The 18,640-nt window shown below is 53.6% G+C and carries 13 protein-coding genes; 12 read left to right on the top strand and 1 reads right to left on the bottom strand.

The genetic code is table 11. From position 1 onward, the window contains the following. Positions 1–247: 247 nt before the first annotated feature. The 8 genes from GHN86_RS06625 (at position 248) to GHN86_RS06590 (ending at position 12,493) form a co-directional block, all read left to right on the top strand. A complete protein-coding gene (locus GHN86_RS06625; protein WP_153378261.1) occupies positions 248–1,495 on the top strand; it encodes an iron-containing alcohol dehydrogenase in 1,248 nt (415 codons plus the stop codon). Between the two features lie 111 nt (positions 1,496–1,606). Beyond that, positions 1,607–3,412 carry a hypothetical protein gene (locus GHN86_RS06620; protein WP_194286540.1) on the top strand — a complete coding sequence of 602 codons (1,806 nt, stop codon included), beginning with the start codon at positions 1,607–1,609 and terminating at the stop codon, positions 3,410–3,412. 1 nt (position 3,413) lies between these two features. Beyond that, positions 3,414–4,661 (top strand): aminotransferase class III-fold pyridoxal phosphate-dependent enzyme, encoded by a 1,248-nt coding sequence (locus GHN86_RS06615; RefSeq protein ID WP_153378259.1) that lies wholly within the window; start codon positions 3,414–3,416, stop codon positions 4,659–4,661. Further along, on the top strand, positions 4,658–5,389 hold the full coding sequence (locus GHN86_RS24005; RefSeq protein ID WP_153386267.1) for a PIG-L deacetylase family protein: 732 nt from the start codon (positions 4,658–4,660) through the stop codon (positions 5,387–5,389). Before GHN86_RS06615 ends, GHN86_RS24005 begins: the two co-directional genes overlap by 4 nt. A 97-nt stretch (positions 5,390–5,486) precedes the next feature. Beyond that, positions 5,487–6,761 carry a DegT/DnrJ/EryC1/StrS family aminotransferase gene (locus GHN86_RS06605; protein WP_153386265.1) on the top strand — a complete coding sequence of 425 codons (1,275 nt, stop codon included), beginning with the start codon at positions 5,487–5,489 and terminating at the stop codon, positions 6,759–6,761. 109 nt (positions 6,762–6,870) lie between these two features. After that, a complete protein-coding gene (locus GHN86_RS06600) occupies positions 6,871–8,703 on the top strand; it encodes an ABC transporter ATP-binding protein (protein ID WP_153378256.1) in 1,833 nt (610 codons plus the stop codon). Positions 8,704–8,822: 119 nt separating this feature from the next. Continuing rightward, positions 8,823–10,907, top strand: a complete 2,085-nt coding sequence (locus GHN86_RS06595) for a hypothetical protein (RefSeq protein WP_153378255.1) — start codon at positions 8,823–8,825, stop codon at positions 10,905–10,907. A 44-nt stretch (positions 10,908–10,951) separates the two neighbouring features. Then, positions 10,952–12,493 (top strand): hypothetical protein, encoded by a 1,542-nt coding sequence (locus GHN86_RS06590; RefSeq protein WP_153386263.1) that lies wholly within the window; start codon positions 10,952–10,954, stop codon positions 12,491–12,493. Here GHN86_RS06590 and GHN86_RS06585 read toward each other — a convergent pair. Continuing rightward, positions 12,475–13,362, bottom strand: a complete 888-nt coding sequence (locus tag GHN86_RS06585; RefSeq protein ID WP_323369241.1) for a LysR family transcriptional regulator — start codon at positions 13,360–13,362, stop codon at positions 12,475–12,477. The two genes, GHN86_RS06590 and GHN86_RS06585, sit on opposite strands and share 19 nt — an antisense overlap. Before the next feature lie 141 nt (positions 13,363–13,503). Between GHN86_RS06585 and GHN86_RS06580 the strand changes: the two genes are divergently transcribed. The 4 genes from GHN86_RS06580 (at position 13,504) to GHN86_RS06565 (ending at position 18,640) form a co-directional block, all read left to right on the top strand. Further along, positions 13,504–14,268, top strand: coding sequence for an SDR family oxidoreductase (locus tag GHN86_RS06580; protein WP_153378253.1), 765 nt, complete (start codon positions 13,504–13,506; stop codon positions 14,266–14,268). A 22-nt stretch (positions 14,269–14,290) separates the two neighbouring features. Then, a complete protein-coding gene (gene aroE, locus GHN86_RS06575) occupies positions 14,291–15,106 on the top strand; it encodes a shikimate dehydrogenase (protein ID WP_153378252.1) in 816 nt (271 codons plus the stop codon). 55 nt (positions 15,107–15,161) lie between these two features. Further along, positions 15,162–16,604: an MFS transporter gene (locus GHN86_RS06570; RefSeq protein WP_153386261.1), complete on the top strand. Its 1,443-nt coding sequence runs from the start codon at positions 15,162–15,164 to the stop codon at positions 16,602–16,604. Positions 16,605–17,515: 911 nt separating this feature from the next. Beyond that, positions 17,516–18,640, top strand: a complete 1,125-nt coding sequence (locus GHN86_RS06565; RefSeq protein WP_153386259.1) for an efflux RND transporter periplasmic adaptor subunit — start codon at positions 17,516–17,518, stop codon at positions 18,638–18,640.

The following is an 18,640-nucleotide window of genomic DNA, read 5'->3' as shown; positions in this document are numbered from 1 at the left end:
AATTCTGAGATGTTGGTTTTAAAGTTGTGTAATCCTGATCCTACAGATGCGTTTGTTGTTATGGGGTTTGATTCGTGATTTCTCTTTAAAATTGCACGCAGTTGTCGAGTAGTCAAATAACTTTTGATCGATAGGAACTATAAAAATGAGCGTGAGCTTTAATGGCTTGGTTGTTTTGTAATACTTTTCCTAATATAAATATAGAGTTTGTAAGGTGTTTCTTACATTTAGATGTGTGGATTTTTAATTGAATTTGCAGCGAAAGGCTATTGACAGATTTACAAATACCATTATCTTTATGGAAGTGCTGAGTAAATCAAAGCAACTATGGCGAAAGCTCCTAGGGGGTCTCATGCGTAGCTTGTGTCTTCAATTTGAAGAAGAGTGCTATCCGGTAAGGATTGGTATTCGATGTATTGATGAAATCGTATCAAATTTGCTTGAGCTTAATGCTTCGAGTTTTCATCTGATTACCGATAAGCTCTTGAGTAAGTTGCATGCTGCCGAGTTATATGATCAGCTATCAGTTCATGCTTTAGTTAATATGTCTGTTATTGATAGCCGTGAGCTTTTAAAGTCTCTGAGAACGGTTGAGTGTCTTGCGGAGAAAATGGTTTGCGCTGGAATTGATAGAGCGAGCGTGGTAGTCGCTGTAGGGGGTGGTGTCGTCGGAAATATCGCTGGATTGTTAGCGGCCTTATTGTTTCGAGGTATTCGTCTCGTCCATGTGCCTACTACATTGATAGCAGCGGCAGATTCCGTAGCCTCACTCAAGCAAGCGGTGAATCTTTCTTCAGGAAAAAATTTACTGGGTTGTTTTCACAAACCCACTGCAGTTTTGATAGATCTCAATTTCTTGCAGACATTACCGGCGGCGCAAATTCGTTCAGGAATGTACGAGATCATCAAAAACGCATTGACCGTAGCCACCGAAAACATTCCTTTTCTTGAAAGTGGACTGAGGTTGGACGCAAATTATTCGGATACAGAGCTCATGGTCATTGTTGAGGCCGGCTTGCTTGCAAAACAGAAGGTTATGAAAGTCGACAAATGTGAGCGCAAAGAGGCCCTTGTATTTGAGTATGGCCACACAGTAGGTCATGCAATTGAGCTGGTGGCAGAGGGTCGAGTACCGCATGGCGAGGCCGTGGGTCTTGGAATGATAGTGGCTGCGGAAGTTTCCAGTCGTTTAGGGCTATTAAGCGATGCAGATAAGAGTCTTCACCATAGATTACTCAAACTTAACGGGCTGGCAGTTAAATTGCCAGTCGGGGTTACTGTCGCCGCAGTGATGGCGTTGCTGAGTACGGACAATAAGCGAGGTTATCTATTCACTCGTCCTGATCAAGTTGCCATGATCCTTCTTGATTGTCTGGGGATTCCGGCTGGGCCTATTGACAGGCCCCTGGTACTGGTTGATGCCTCGCTAATTCAATCTTGCATTGAAGATTGTTTAGTGGAAGTAAATGATGTTTCCACTGGAGCAAAGCCATAGTTTTGGCGATTTTTATGTCCAGATATATGGGTGCAAGGTCGAACTTTTACTGCGTTGGTATATATGAGTAATCTCCTTGTTAACCAATCTTCCAGAGCGAGCCCAGTAGGGTTGTTGCGCATCGATATCGGCGAAGTGATCGGGCGTTTGAATGCAGCAGTTGTTCCGGGCGCCTTGGATCATCGATATCTGGTCGCCTGCGCCAGTGTGCAATTTTTGGCCGATCTGCTTTCTCTGGTCAAAATTTATGGCGTGCACGGTAATACCACACCGGAAAGGCTAGAAACACTACTTTTTCACGCCGAATGTGCAGCTGATTGTGCTGCACTTATGTTGCTGGGGCGGATTGTTGATGTGCCCGAAGATATTGATCACCTCGCATGTGCGATTCTCGAACTACATGTAAATACAACGCCCGATTGCCTGAACAAATTACTCCTTTTGCCGATGCCAGAGTGTTGCGGCTACGACCTTGCTGATTTGGCTTTAATTTCTGGCGACGTTGATCGATTAATTACGCAGGTGAGCTTTGACAGGCCTTTCTTGATCGTCGGGATCCGTACAGGTGGAGCATATCTTGCTCCCCTCTGGAAGGCCTCACTTACGGGGTTGGGGGTCGAGGATGTGCACTGGTGCACGGTGCGACCGAGCAAAGGGTGTGCAGCGGTTGATGGTTTAGAAACAGCTCGGGCTTGGTTGCAGCATCGATTTGCACCTGTGATCGTGGTGGTAGACGATCAGCCGGATACGGGGGCTACCATGGAATGTGTAGGAGAGCAGTTTCGCGAGCGCGGGGTGGATTTGTGGTTCGCGAGCGTCGGCAAGCTCCGGCACGATTCTGAAGCTCGCTGTGTAGCATCAAACCTCTCGGCATGCGTTATACGTAACTCGCGTACACCACGTCTTTGGGAATGTTTATTACCTAATGAACAGCCAGAATTCATGGCGAGACTACGGAGCATAGCGGGAATACCTTCGTTTCCCTCTCAGGCGCGACTCCACTACCGGTGCCCACAAGGTGAGATGCGTTACGGATTCGGTCAGGCTTGGCTTCCATGGAATGACCCGCAGGTTCTAAGCGGGCGTCGGGTTTTAGTTAATCCGCGTAAGACGCCGATCGAAATTCAGGGTTCAAATGGTGAGGCACTGTTACATCTGCGTTTCATCGGCGAAGGAGTGTTTGGTTGTGCAGAGTTCGATCGTGTGCGGAAGATGGCCCCCACACGTTCAGCTTGGCTAGTTGATGGTTATGTAATTACGGTCGATATCGGCGAAACACGTTCATTCCAGGAGGAGTTTCATTTATCGCGCGGCTTCAGACGAGCCGACCTACTGCTTCAAGCGGCGAGCTGGTTGGTTGTACCTGAATGTCAAACCATAGCGCACACATTTAACAGTCCTGTGATATTGGCGCTTGATCTGCGTTGGTCGGTAATGGCAGATACCATGCGCAAGCACTGCGGTTGTGATCCGCTGCAAAAGATATCTGAGCCACTGAGAGAGTTTCTAGTGAAACCAGTGATGTGGCCAGGAGAGCAAGGCAGGGTATTCCGTTCGTCATTGCGTTATGGGAGTGGTGGTTGGCACTGGCAAGTTGACCGAAACGCAAGGCTTCATCATTTTCAACTGGAAGCAAACTGGGGTGATATCAGCTTTCCCGAGCTCGAAGTAGCCGCTTTCATCCTCGAGAATAGCCTGGAGATTGAAGTTGCTGGACAGCTCGCATCACTGTGCGGCCTAACTTGGTCTAGCGTCCGGGAGAGCTTATCTCTGGCTGCACTGACGATTGCCGAGTCCAGGATTCGCAGTGTGAGGGTCCTTAGCGACAGTGGACGTACCACGCTCTGTGAAGATTTCCATCAGTTGCTCAAGATAACTTTTGAGTTGGCTGAGATAGACACCTTCTCGGGGGAATGACATGGACAGACCTAATCGCATCATCTCCGATATCTACACCGCACTGCCTAGGCTTCGCGCTGTCCGCTCCAGTGGTGCCATGGTGACGCTCTCGGATGGCAAGCAATATATAGATCTAATGAATGGCAAAGGCAGCGTCACGCTCGGGCACCATCATCCGGCCGTGAACTCGGCGATTACGCGCCATTTACAGAACAAGCAGGCATCCGCGTCCTGCTGGAGCAACCTGCATGAGGTGCTCTCAAATCGGATCATTGGCGACGTAGGAATGAGCGACGTACGGCTTGCTCTGTTCAGCACGGGGACGGAAGCCTGTCGAGCAGCTGTTCAAGCTGCGCGTCTATTTACAGGTAGGCATGTCATTGCAAGTGCGGGTTATCACGGTTGGGATGACTATTGGGCCAGCAGCGATCACCTACTGGAATCCAACGCGAGTGGAGTTGTTGATTTCTACTTTGTACCGGAACTTCTGGAGCAGGTTCTGGAGCAGCATCGCGGACAAATAGCTCTGGTGATTTTGTCTCCCGATTACGTCCACCTGCAACCGAATACACTTCGTCGGTTAGCGCAGATCGCTGTGAATGAGCGGGTACTCCTGTGCTGCGATGACGTCAAGCAAGGCTACCGTTCGATGCGGGCCTCTCAATTTTCGGCTGCGGTAGGCTTTCATGCAGATATGTACACCTTTGCCAAGGGTTTATCTAATGGTCACAGACTGTCGTGTCTGATGGGGCGATCCGATGTGATGGCAGCGGCGAAGGAATTTACCTATACCGCCTACTTTGACACGATCCCGATCGTAGCTGCGTTGGCCACACTGGACTACATGGACAGTCATGATGGCTACCAGCGATTGGTGCAGTGTGGAGCTACCCTGGCTACGGGAATGCGTGATCTAGTGCAACGTTTTGAACTGCCGATAATGATTTACGGCGATGGTCCAATGCTGCAAATCGTTGCTGCCACCGAGGAATTAGACCAAGCCTTGTATGCGAATTGTGCACGCACGGGTCTACTTTTATACGAAGGGGATAATCAAGCGGTCTCCTTAGCCACTGGTGATGTTCTTGACGAGTTACTTAAGCGTTTCGAGAAAGGACTCATTGCCACTTCCCAGCAGTTCTCGAGAGGAGATCCCGCTTCGGTAAGCCGACAGCGGCGCTTCAAGGCGGCCTTTCGCATGATGGATGGAGCTAGCGATGTAGTTTCCGCTGGGCAAGCGATTCGTTTGATCAGGGAGGAACGATGATTCCGTCCTCCCTTGAGTCGATGATGGGCAAGCGAATCCTGCTGCTGTCCCCGCACTCAGATGATATTGCCTACTCCATAGGTGGGATTGTTGCGCGGCTTTCCCAGCGAGCGGATCTGCGCCTTATGACAATCTTCGGTCACAGTGGATGGGTTCTGCCGAGGGTAACGTGCGAGCAGTCTGCAGATGCCATATCGGCAGAGCGGGAGCTAGAGGATCGTGAGTATTGTGTGCGACGGAGTATCGATTATGACCTTCTGCACTGCCCGGATAGCTTTGTGATGGGATATGACACTGCGACCGAGCTGCGTTTCTCAGCCACTGAAGACCCTAGAACAGAGAGCGTGGTGGATTTGATCCGTAATGCCGTGACGTGTTGGGTACCTGAGGTTGTGCTTGCTCCATGCGGGATTGGGGGGCATGTCGATCATCAAATAGTACGGGTTGCCGCAGATGCGCTAGATCGCGTTCAGGTCCTTTACTACGAAGACGTTCCATACAGTGCGAATTTGCCGCTCCCGGAGCTCGAAAGACAGCTTGCAGTTCAAGGCTTGATACCCGCCATGACGACCGATATCGAAAGTGCGTTGGAAAGCAAATGTGAAGACATGTGGGGGTACCGTTCACAGACTAGTAGCACTACGGTTGTTCAGATGCTGCTCCATGCTAGACGTGTCGGTACTGGCACATCTCGGTATGCGGAGCGCCTATGGCGCCGTGAGAATTGAATCCGTTCTAACCAAAGAATTGATTCGAAATAACCGCGGGGCTCATCCTGCGGTTGTTCTAGGCAGTCCCAATTAACCTTGAACGACGGAGGCATCCATGTTGGAAAAATTAGCGATTTATGGAGGAGCTACGATCCACGACGGGAATTGGCCTGATTGGCCCCAGAGCACTGAGAGCACCCGTAGTAATGTGAATGCTGTGCTAGGGAGCCACCGATGGTCTATCAGCGGTCAGTATCGTGGGCAGTCTTCTTGGGAAGAGCGTTTCGGACGGGCTTTTGCTCTTTATACAGGTGCCAGCTACTGCGTGCCTGCTTCGTCAGGAACCGCTAGCTTGAGCATGGCGTTAGAGGCCTGCGAGGTCGGTGCCTATGACGAGGTGATTGTGCCAGGCGTGAGTTGGGTCGCATCTGCGTCCGCGGTACTTGGGGTCAATGCTATCCCTGTCCTGACCGATGTGGATCCCGAGACCGGTTGCCTTGATCCAGTGGCACTTGAGCGCTCAATCACGTCGCGTACTCGAGCTATCACGGTGGTTCATCTAGGTTCGGCAGTTGCCGATCTGGATCGCTTGGTTGCGATTGCTCGGGCGCACTCCATTCCTTTGATTGAAGATTGCGCCCAAGCACATGGTGCGCGTTATGCCGGTCGACATGTTGGTTGCTTCGGTGCGGTCGGCACCTTTTCAATGCAGCATAGTAAGCTGCTGACAAGCGGAGAGGGTGGGGCTGTAATTACTAACAGCCATAGCCTGGCACGCCGAGTGGAGCATCTAAGGGCTGATGGCCGAACGCTCGCCGTGCTACCTCCTTACATAGATGAGATGGCACTGGTCGAGACTGCGGAGATCATGGGCAACAACTACTGTCTCTCAGAGTTTCATGCTGCCATCTTGATGGCGCAACTAGAGATCTTGGACGAACATCTGGCACATCGGCGGCATAATGCATCTGTTCTGGATAGCCTCCTAGCTTCTCTTGGTTTCATGCCACAAGCTACTGCCCCTCGTACTACTGAGCGGTCACATTACACTTATGTGGTGAGGTTGCCGCAGTCGATTGTTGAGAATCATGGAGCTGAACGATTCGCCGCAGCTCTTTCTGCGGAAATTTGTCTTCCCTGCAAGATGATGTATAGCTCGCTTAATCAGAGCCGTCTCTACAAACCATACTCGCGCAACCGGTTTAAGTTGAATCAGGCATTCACTGATGCGATTGATCCATCACGCTTTCAATTACCTATAGCGCAAGACTTTTCCAAGTCCTGTATCGCTCTACCTCATCGCATGCTGTTGGCTGACACGGGAGCGATGACGTATGTAGCTGCAGCTTTCGAAAAAGTTGCGAAGTTGATCGGAAACCAGCGTGCTTAAGGGAATATGAAATAGTCTATTTATCGCATTGTTCTGATATGCCAACGCGTTGTCCGATACCAACTTACAACGATTTGTAACTGTCATGGACTCTCTGTGAGGCAATAAATTGTTCGGCTATTTTGAAAAGCTTCTCTGCCCGTTTCCTGTCTCTGAGCCATCGCAGCCGCCTCGGGGTTTAATCGCTTTTCTATGGGCTTGCACGCAGGGAATGCGAGGCAAGATCGCACTTATGGCTTTACTCACGATGATAATGTCAGCGTTAGAAGTATTGCTGATTGCCATGCTAGGAAGAATTGTTGACTGGCTCAGTGTTCAGGTGCCAACGCACTTGTGGGTTGAGCGCGGCGGAACATTATTATGGCTGTTAGTCGTGATGGGGATCAGCATCGCAGTAGTGGTGCTACAGACTGTCTTAAAGCATCAGACCTTCACAGTAAATTTGCCCATGCGGCTTAAGTGGAACTTTCACAGGTTGGTGTTGGGGCAGAGCATGTCCTTTTATCAGGACGAGTTCGCGGGGCGTATTACGGCCAAGGTGATGCAAACCTCTATAGCCGTGCGCGGAACTATTTTCGTGCTGGCCGATGTCATGGTTGCTATGAGTGTGTACGTGACGAGCATGATCATCTTGGTTGGCGTCATTGATGTGCAATTGATATGGCCTTTTATGATTTGGTTCGTCATTTTTGTCGCTGTGTTGTTCTACTTTGTGCCTCGCCTTGGCAAGTTTGGCAAGGAGCAAGCTGACGCGGGGGCCTTGTTGACGGGGCGTGTGACCGACGCGTATTCCAATATAGCCACCGTTAAATTGTTCTCGCATACGCAGCGTGAGGCGGTGTTTGCGCGCGAAGCTATGCACGAATTCATGCGCACCGGTTACGCAGAGATGCGACTAGTGAGTACCTTCGAGATTGTGAATCATCTTCTGAGCGTTGGGCTCACGATTGGCATGTTGGGCACTGCATTGTGGCTGTGGTCGCAAGGTTTAGTGGGAGTAGGGGCCGTTGCTGCTGGCACCGCTATGGCGTTGCGACTGCAAAGTATGTCGCAATGGCTTATGTGGGAAATGACTAGCCTCTTCGAGAACGTCGGAATAGTGCAGGACGGGATGAAGATGCTGTCGATCCCACCTACGGTTCTCGATGCACCTGATGCTATCTCCCTTCAGACTAGGCATGGCGAGGTATGTTTCAAACGAGTGAGCTTTTGTTACGCAGAAAGCAGTCGACGTGTGATTGACGATCTGGATCTCACGATCAGGGCTGGTGAAAAAATTGGCCTGGTTGGCCGATCGGGAGCTGGTAAGTCGACTCTGTTGAACTTGTTGCTGCGTTTTCATGATCTTGAAAACGGTCGCATCCTGATTGACGGACAGAATATCGCACACGTTACTCAGGAGTCGTTGCGCAGCCAAATCGGCATAGTTACTCAGGACGTCTCGCTGCTGCATAGGTCAGTAGCTGACAATATTTCATATGGGAGACCCGACGCGAATTTCTCCCAGGTTGAGGCAGCTGCTCGGCGCGCAGAGGCGCACACATTTATCCGAGATCTCGGTGATGCCGGAAAGCGCTGCGGTTATGAAGCACATGTGGGTGAGCGTGGAGTCAAACTCTCGGGTGGGCAGCGTCAGCGAATAGCCATTGCGCGCGTGATGCTCAAAGACGCACCAATCCTGCTGCTAGATGAGGCGACCAGCGCACTCGACTCCGAAGTAGAAGCCGTAATTCAGCAAAGCCTTTACCGATTAATGGAAGGTAAGACTGTCATTGCGATCGCGCATCGACTCTCCACTATCGCGGCGATGGACCGTTTAATCGTTCTTGATGAGGGACGTATTGTCGAACAAGGCAACCACGCGACGCTGCTTGAACAAGGTGGTCTTTATGCAAGGTTGTGGGCTCATCAAAGCGGTGGCTTTCTGGGAGATTGCAAATGAATTCAGGCGGCTTATTAAAGATGTGCGGAGCACGTATGTGGTGTGAGGTTAATAGATCCCAGATGCTGGCCCAGCTTCATACTCAACTACTCCACTCATCCAATATTGCGTACTAAATCATGACCATAGACAAAGAGCGCCGTTACGCACCCAAGGTAGATCGACTGCTGCATATCCGTAAAGTCGAGTCTCTGAGCCATCTTGTCCTGCCTGTATTTCCTATAAAGCCATTGTCGACCATTGTGGCTGGTAGCCTGCCTCCGGCGGCCGACGCGGTATCAATCTATGCAGCTACTTTGGAAAAAGCTTCTCCGCAGTTGAGGCAGCGCGTGGAGGCGGTCTGCGGTCCAGCGCCCTGGATCGTCCGTAGTGCGGGTAATGAGGATTTAACTGATAACGTTAATGCTGGCGGCTATGAAAGCCTTATATGTCATGAGCCACAGGCGTTGATACGGTGCGTTGCCGTTGTGGCCATGAGTGGGTCTACTGAGCACGCACAACGCCAGCTTGCACTGTCGGGGCATAACGGTGATGCCGCTGACATCCCATGCTTTGTGCAGCCACTGTTGAACATAGCTGTCTGCGACGATGTCGCCCCGGACCACTCGCCGTATCTGGATTTAGCCGTTCTGGATTACATGGAGTCGGTATGTAATGAGTTAATGCAGATATTTGACTTCACGGCGATCGATTGCGAATGGGGGCTCGAGACGACGCTGGGTTTTGTGTCTGTCACGACCGTCATGCCGATGAACCCAAAGCTGATGAACGTTGCGCATACAATCGGTTTCGGTTTTGCATGCGCTCAGAATACGGGCTCCCGCGCGACGACCTTGGCTTTGCGTCCGGCTTCCTCAGGTCTTAGGCTCTGGCGTGGACGTCACCTGCGTATGACGACGGTGAAACACATGTATTTGCTTCAGGTTAGACCCGCCTGTTCTGAAGGTGACTTTCGCGATCGTGAAGTACTGACCGATGCATGTCGTGAGGCGTTGATCGGACGTTACGATGCAGTTGAAGCGGGCTTGCTGACGCTAGGTGCACATTCTTCGGGGCGCGCACTATTGGCGCCCGATCTCATGAGCGCGTGGCGTCGCTATCTCGCGCTCAACGCGAATGACAAGGCCGAGGTGGCAGTGGTCGTTGTGGATGAAGGCAGTGCGGAGGAGCACGCTGGCATCATGTTTCGCCACCAGAAAATCACCTGCATCAAGATGGACACTCGACGAGCGCCTGTCGGAGCAGATTGCGTTGTATTTGACCGTGGTGCTTGCATCCTTGGCGACTCAACGATGTTGCGGTCCATTCAAAGTGTGACTCGCCGAGAGTTGGTGTTGCCCGATGACTGCGGTCTTGTTTTCACTGATGAGGTGTTGATTTCCGGTGGTGAGCTAGCACGAGACTGTGTCGAAGTTCTTTCTGAATTGCGCAGCCTGCCGATCGCGAGTGAAGTCAAGGACAGGCTGTTCGCTCGCACCGAACAGCCGAACCCGACAAGGTGGATACAGCGTGCTGATGGAGCAGTGGCGTCACCTTCTTTGTTCGCGGCAATCTGGCGTTCACAGCACTCGGGAGAGACTGAAAAATGCTACTCGCTCACTGAGTTCGCCACAGACTATAAACGTGCTTTTCAGGTCTTGCAGGGGACGCCGCAGCACGAGTTGCACGCACTGTTCGCGCTATCGTCCGCAACACGCGCGCTGGTCGCGAGTGGTGATCTTCGAATCGTCATGGCACTGCTCAGCTGTGAAGCCGCTACCTCCTGGGTGCCGCCGCAGACGTTGCGGCGATTGCTCCATTCGGCCGCCGTACACGTGGCGGCGTTTCGGCGCGACCACGCCGTACTGATTCTTGAAAGTGTGGCCTTAGTCAGAGATGAGTGCGCGAAACTGCCGGTCTATACGCTGGAGGAGACGGTTTCCTGCCTTGATGCATTGGCGTGCAGCCTTGAAGGCGGTTTACCTGTCGAGGCGATAGTGTCCATTCGCTCATTGGAGTTGCCGATCGTAAGTGGGGTCTTGCTTGCGAGACAGGCGCTTAATAAACCAGTCGTTCTTGAGCCGGTAGATAGATTCCGGCAGTCAGTAGAGTTGTTTAGAGGCATTGTGTCGGGTGGTGATGTGTCGCAGGGGCTTGCTCAGCAACTAATCACGCCTATTTGTCACTTCGGTCTGCGCTTCATGATGCCAGTCTGGAGAACGTAGCTGAGCAGATCAGAGGATCGCTAGTCGAAGTTTACGACGCCTCATTGAAGGGTTTACTAGGACGTACGGTTGAACAGGTGGATGCTACAAGCTATCGCCGCTATCTGAGCGTGATGCAAGGATGGATCGAGTTTATGAGCATGGGATCGTTGTCTGAGCGTGATAGTGCAGTGCTTCAGCGCTTTCAAATCTGGTTGCGCCAATGGGCTGATGAAGAGATACCTGAGTCATTCGATATACAGGACCGCAACTGGCGATTCGAATTTGACCTTGTTGCTGGCGCCTGCGGCACCCCCGTGCGATATAAAAATCCGCACGTTTTACACAATCTCCTTCATCAATACTCCTTAGCAGGGCTGCGGCTCGACACGTTGCGACTACCAGAACGCGTGCAAGCGCTCGAACACTTTTGTTCAACGTTTAGCAGCCGCTCGACGAAGGTTCTGCGCTTTGATCGCGAGTTGTTAGAGATTCAGATTCCGATGGGCACGCACAAGGCCAGTTACGTGTTCACGCCACGGCAGATCTCGGTGGAATGGACGGAGCCGCCTGATTGTCCTGGCGATGAAATCGCCCGGATTTTGGCGTTTGAGGTGTTTCTAGAACTGTTCCGCACGTGGACGTTCCCTACGTTGACGTTTCGACGCGAGCAAGTGCTGGGTACCTGGACACTGTTCATACGGCTGACCGCACCTGGATCAGACCCTTGGGATTACGAGGAGCTCAGACACTTTGTGGTCGTCACGCGTTTGCTATTCGATGCCTCTTACGATTTTTCATATGTCGCCAACGTGGTCGTCGATGGCCTGGCCGAGCGATTACGCGGGCAGGAATGGCGGGAGATATTGACTACGATGGTACGGTATCGGGCTGTGCTCGAGGACGCGTCGCAGTACGTGCCTTTGCACGCTTTGCCGATGTCGTCGCTGGTTGCCGCGATTGCACGTAGCCGAGTTATCCGTGGTCTGCTCTTGCGTTGTTTACGCAGGGGATTTGATTATTGCCGGCGCTTAATCGACAGGTATGCGTGCTGGTTGAATGAGGCTTCTGCGGGCGATTTACGGTGGTCCGATCGTTATGAATCGCTCAGGCAGGCCAGCCTTTTCCTCGCGGCCCAGTGGCCTGGAGAGGCGCTTGGGGAGCTCTCTAGACGGAGTGTCTTCAATACGGGTGATGACCTGACCGCAGCCTGCTTGTTTAAACGTTCGGACATGGCAGATGACCTCCGGCAATTGGTGGTCGCTGGGTCGTTATCGCTATCTGGATTGTCTGGGATGATGGTGCGGCATAATCCTGAAATGGCGGTGCAGGTCTTTGGGGTGTCGTCCTTGGTTACGCAACTGCTCGACACTGGCATACGATTTCGCCGCGCGAAACATTTTGTGGTTGCTCGCTTCGGCGATAGCCTCGATCAGGGCGTACTGACGGAATTACTGCGGGGCCTGGACACCGTTCCGTGGGGGCACACCGCCGACGCTGAGCACGCTATTGAGGCGCAGCTTTTGCTGGGGGGTCCTGTCTGTCGATTTGAACTGGAAAAAGGGATCGATTGGACAACTCTGGGTTGCTACTCAATCGCAGGATAAAGTTCATCCAGCGCCCTCATCAGCGCCCGTTTGCGAGGGTTTTCCAGACCGAGCCAGGCCACGCCGATGCCTGCTCCACTCATGGGCAGAGCCAGTGGTAACGTCACAACACCGGCTGGCAATGCCGATGCGGCACCGCTTGGCAAGATGCCAATACCTAAACCGGCGGCCACCAACGCCAACTGAGTGGTGAACTCGCCCATTTCCCGGGCAATGGTCAGTGTCACTTTTCGTCTGTGGAAGCCTGCCAGCATTTGGTCATACAAGCCGGGAGCAAACTTGCGCGCCAGTACCAAAACCGGACACCCGGCCAAATCCTGAGGCTTTATACGACGCTTGGCGCATAGAGGGTGTTCTTGTGGCAGCGCTACGACCAGTGACTCTTCGAAGAGCATGCGGGTATGCACGCCCGGTGCATTCAAGGGCAGGCGTACCAAGCCAAAATCCAGAGCGTTGTCCAGCAAGGCCCGAGCTTGCGCTTGCGATGGCATGTCCTTGAGCTCCAGTTCGATATGCGGGTGGCGCTGCTCCAGCGTACGCACAAGTTGCGGCAACAAGTGCGACAGCGTTGAAGACACAAATGCCAGACGCAATATGCCAACGTCTCCGGCCGCTGCTTGCTGTAACACCTCTAGGGCGCGACCCGCCTGGCGCAGGGTCGCCAAGGCCTCGGGCAGAAACAGCATTCCCTCCTCGGTCAACTCGACTCGGTGCCGGTTACGCTCGAATAACTGCGCGCCTACAAATTCCTCCAGAGCACGTATTTGCGCACTCATGGCTGGCTGGACAATGTGCAGACGCGCCGCCGCACGACCGAAATGCAGCTCTTCGGCCAAGGTCGCAAACGCTTTCAAATGCTTGAGCTCCACAATGACTCCCCATGCAACATAGCCACTTGGTGATCACGAAGGGTGATCACAACATCACCATAAACGATTGGCACGTTTGCGCGATAGCGGTGGAAAGTGACGTCATTACCCATAAAAACAATTCAGCGTAGGGAGACACACATGATCGACAGCTTTCGTCTGAACGGGCGTCGAGCGCTGATCACCGGTTCGGTACGCGGCATTGGCCTGGCTCTGGCTCGCGGGCTGGCACAAGCGGGCGCCCAAGTGGTGCTCAATGGTCGCGATACGGAACGCGCCCAAGGTGCTTGCGCGCTGTTGCGCGATGAAGGGCTGGACGTCGATTACTCAGTGTTCGATGTGACCGATCACGCGGCTGTTGCAAAGGCCATTGATGCCTTGGAACTGCGCTTGGGGCCGCTTGATATTCTGATCAACAATGCCGGCTTGCAGCATCGACAGGCGCTTCAGGACGTCAGCGCCGATGACTGGCATCGGGTGATGAGTACCAATCTCGATGGCGTATTCAATGTGTCCAAGGCGGTGGCCCGCCACATGATCACGCGGCGGCACGGCAAGATCATCAACATCGGCTCGGTGCAAAGCGAATTGGCCCGACGTTCCATCGCACCGTATGCCGCCAGCAAGGGCGCCGTGCGAATGCTCACACGTGGCATGTGTGCCGACTGGGCAGGCCTGGGCCTTCAGATTAACGCCCTGGCCCCCGGCTATTTCCAGACGGAATTGAATCATGCGCTGGTCAACGATCCGGCGTTCTGCGAATGGCTGTTGCAGCGAACGCCCGCCGGGCGCTGGGGCAATGTAGAGGAACTCTGCGGCGCAGCTGTTTTCCTCGCCTCATCAGCGTCCAACTTCGTTAACGGTCAGACCCTTTTCGTTGATGGTGGTTTGACCAGCGTCGTTTAACTCTCACGCCAAGGACTCCTGTATGCCTCAATCTCTGCCAACCCTTTGCGGCTCAATCATGGGCTCGCCGTTTTCGCTCTCGGCAAAGATTCACAACGCCGCTTACGCAGCGCTGGGCCTGGATTACACCTTTGTCTGTTTTGGCGTCGAAGATCCGGTCGCCGCCGTGGCAGCCATTCGTACCCTGGGCGTACGCGGCATGAACGTTTCCATGCCGTACAAAACCGCAGTCATGCCTCATTTGGACAGGATCGACGTGTCGGCCCAAATCATCGGTGCGGTCAACACCATCAACAACGTCGACGGCGTGCTGACTGGCTATAACACCGACTACCTCGGTGCACTGCGTGCCCTGGAAGAAGTTACCGAGCTGTGCGGCAAGCGCATCGCCGTGATCGGTGCCGGCGGAGCGGCTCGTGCGGTGGTCTACGGGTGTTTGCAAGCAGCGGCCGAGGTCACGGTGTTCAATCGCAGTGTCGAGCGCGGTGCTGCGCTGGCCGAGGATCTGGGTGCCCGGTGGGGCGGCAGCGTTGAGGCGTTCACGGCCGAGGCCTTCGACATTGTCATCAATGCCACCTCGGTTGGCTTCAAGCAGCCAGACAGCAACCCGCTGAACGGTTGTCTGGCCAGTCATCTGATTGTCATGGATGTGGCGTTCATGCCAGTGCAGACCGCGTTGCTGCTGCAAGCCAAATCGTTGGGATGCCGCACCATTGCCGGCACCCGCATGTTAGTGCACCAAGCGTGTCGGCAAATCGAGTTGTACACCGGGAAAGAGGCGCCAATCGACATCATGGAGCAGGCCATGCTCCAGGAAATACAGCGGTTGAAATTGTAAACAACCTACTGACCTGTCAATAACAAGATGCCGTAAAGGCACCTGGAGATACCCCATGACTGACGATCATCCAGCATCCGACACTGCCACACTCCCCGAGGCGCAAGCGCACAAGAAAGACTTGCACCGCGCGGCCTGGGCTTGTTCCCTGGGAAGTGCGCTTGAGTACTACGACTTTGCGCTTTACACCCTGGCTTCGGCACTGATTTTCGGGCCCCTGTTCTTTCCTGAGCAGACCCGTGCCATGAGCCTGATCGCCAGTTTCGGTACCTATTTCCTCGGTTTTGCAATACGGCCGCTGGGCGGGGTGCTGTTCGGTATGATCGGTGATCGCGTCGGGCGCAAGTTCGTGTTGGCATCGACGGTGCTGCTGATGGGTATTTCCAGCACGCTCATCGGTGCACTGCCCAGCTTTCATCAAGTTGGCTATTGGGCACCTGTACTGTTGGTGATCCTGCGTCTTCTGCAAGGACTGGGCGCGGGTGCCGAACAGGCCGGAGCGGCGGTAATGATGACCGAATACGCCCCCGAAGGCCGACGCGGCTTCTACGCTTCGCTGCCGTTCCTTGGCATTCAATTGGGCACCATCCTCGCAGCAGTGGTGTATTTCCTGGTGGTCAGCGGCAATGACAACGTGATCGAAAGTGGCCTGTGGCGATGGCCGTTCTTCAGCAGCGTGGTGATCGTTGCGTTGGGCCTGTACATGCGCATGTCACTCAAGGAGTCTCCGACGTTCATCCGCCTTAAGGCGCTCAAGCGTGTCTGCGTCAATCCACTGAAAAGTGCGATGGAGCATTCCAAACCCACGTTGCTGATAGGCATTGGGCTGCGTCTGGGAGAAAACGGTGGTTCATCGATATACCAGGCGTTGGCGGTGAGCTACATCGTTGGCGTGGTGGGACTGCAAGGGCCGGTGGGTGTCCTGACCCTTATCTGCGCAGCCAGCCTGGGCGCGATCACCGTACCCATTGCGGGCAAACTCAGTGATCATTTCGGTCGAGTTGTGGTTTACCGGGCCTTTGCTCTGGTGCAATTGGCATTAGCATTCCCGGTGTGGTGGGTACTCAGCCTGGGCAATGTCGCTGCAAGCATCATTGCAATCTCCATTGCTTTAGGCATCGGCACTTGGGGCATGTTCGGTACGCAGGCCGCGTTGTTGCCAGAATTGTTTGGCTCGCGTCACCGCTACATGGGCGTGTCGATTGCACGGGAAGCGTCGGCAGTGATTGCCGGTGGCATTGCGCCGATGATCGGGGCAGGCATCATCGCCTTGGTGGTGGCGAGCCATGACGGTGATGCCAGCGCAGGTATCGGCGCGTGGCTGCCCATTGCCTGTTACCTGACCCTGCTCACACTGATCACCCTGTACGCCACATTCAAAACCCCGGAAACCCTCAATCGTGACCTGGACGAACCAAGGGATGCCTGGGAAATAGCCCATGAAGCATCAGCAGTGCATGTCCAGCTCGCAAGCGCTATAGGTACACGAACAGCATGATGGCGTAAGGGTGGGGTTCCGTTTGGCGCTGCGCAAGGCGAGCCGGCTCGGGATGCCAGATAAGTTCCTGTGACTCAACAAGAGGAGTTGTGTTTCTGGAGAGTCGCAGGAAAGACAGGTCAGAATGACCGAGGAAGATCGAGCCAGTGCCGGGGGAACGCGAAGCTCATCTGAACGAGGCGACTATCTAGTGGCGTTTGCGTTGCCCCCCAAAAAGTAGCGTTTCGACACTGGGTTTGCAGCTGTGGCTATCACTGCGGTATTCGGGTAGCCCAGCGACTACATTTCAGGACTCGCTCTGCCTCCATCCTCGCAACGAGTCCAGCTTCACCTGTTCTGTAAATTGTAGAGCTCTGGCTGTTCTGCCAAACCTGCCTGAAACAACACGCTCATCGCTCGTAAGACCCAATTCAGGAGCATGAATGGGGATTACGACCGCTCAATTATGGCGTTGAGGGATGCAATGATTGGAATTGTCCCGACTTAATCATCTAAAGCACACCTAATATACTGTGCGCCAGCGAGCTTGATCCCTTTCTGACTTTGCGCACTGCGCCAGCGTCATGAATGGGGCAGGCGGCAAATTCGATGGGCTTGATTGACATTAGAGGTGCAAATTAAAGCGTCTGACGTTGAACGAAAGATGAGATTAGTGATTGCGGGGATATTGAAGTAGGCCAAATCAATATGGCCAGTCTTATTGTTTGTTTTGATTCGGCCCGCCTTCTGGTGGATCACTGAATTATTTGCACCCTCTAAACAAAACCAACCCACTTAACCTTTAGACCAGGGATCTTATCTTCTGGAGTCATGCGCCTGCGTACTCACTTTTGAAAGACGTAAGCCTTAGTCTCGCCCCGATATTCACACCCGGTGTTGTTGCAATAAATACCGGCGTTTTTGGAGTTTGTATGTTTAAACCCTCACTTGTCATGGCTGGATTATTGCCACTGTCAGCACTTTTTCTAACTGCGTGCAAACCAACGGAGCCAGTGGCAGAGCACGTCGCAGCGGTAAAAGTTGGTTATTACACCCTCAATGAAGCACCTCTCACGCTTACTACTGACTTGCCCGGACGTACTTCTGCGTACCGTGCTGCCGAGGTGCGCCCGCAAGTCGCGGGTATCTTGCAGCGTCGCTTGTTCACCGAAGGCAGTGAAGTCAAACAGGGGCAACCGTTGTACCAGATTGACTCACGTACCTACGTTGCCCAGCAATCGCGCGCCGATGCCAACCTTCGCAGTGCGCGCAATTTGGCAGAGCGCTATGAGCGTCTTCTCAAGGCGCGAGCAGTCAGCCAGCAGCAATACGACGAGGCCGTTGCTGCTTGGAAGCAAGCCGCCGCCGACCAGCAAGTGGCAGCCATCAATGTGCAGTACACCCAGGTGTTGTCGCCTATTTCAGGTCGCATAGGCCGATCGGCGATGACCGAAGGCGCGCTGGTAACCGAAGGCCAGAATGCACCCATGGCAACCGTTAATCAGCTTGATCCGATCTATGTCGATGTCACTCAACCCATCACTCGTATTTTGGAGTTGAAGCGTGCCTTGAAGACAGGCGTCCTGAAAAATACAGGCTCCGATCAGGCAGAGGTCAGTCTGACGCTCGATGACGGCAGTGCCTATCCACTCACCGGCATCGTGAAATTCTCTGAGGTCAGCGTCGACCAAGGCACTGGCTCCGTGACCTTGCGAGCGGTATTCCCTAATCCAGACCGCGCGCTGCTGCCGGGCATGTTTGTCCACGCACAAGTCAAAGAAGGCGTCAGGGAAAAAGCGCTTTTGGTTCCCCAGCAGGCCATCGTCCGTGACAGTCGAGGTGTGGCCACGGCATGGGTAGTGACTGAGGACAACCATGTTGAGCACCGCGATCTGAAAACAGTGCGCACTGTGGGTAACGCCTGGTTGGTAGAGAGCGGGGTCACGTCAGGCGAGCGGGTGATCACTGAAGGTTTGCAGCATGTGCAGGCCAGTTCCCTGGTGGACGCTCAACCCGCAACAAATGTTGAACTGAAAGCGGCTTTCACAGCAAATTGA

Source organism: Pseudomonas helleri (assembly GCF_009600315.1).
Classification (GTDB): Bacteria; Pseudomonadota; Gammaproteobacteria; order Pseudomonadales; family Pseudomonadaceae; genus Aquipseudomonas; species Aquipseudomonas helleri_A.
This window is presented reverse-complemented; position numbering and strand designations above follow the sequence as displayed.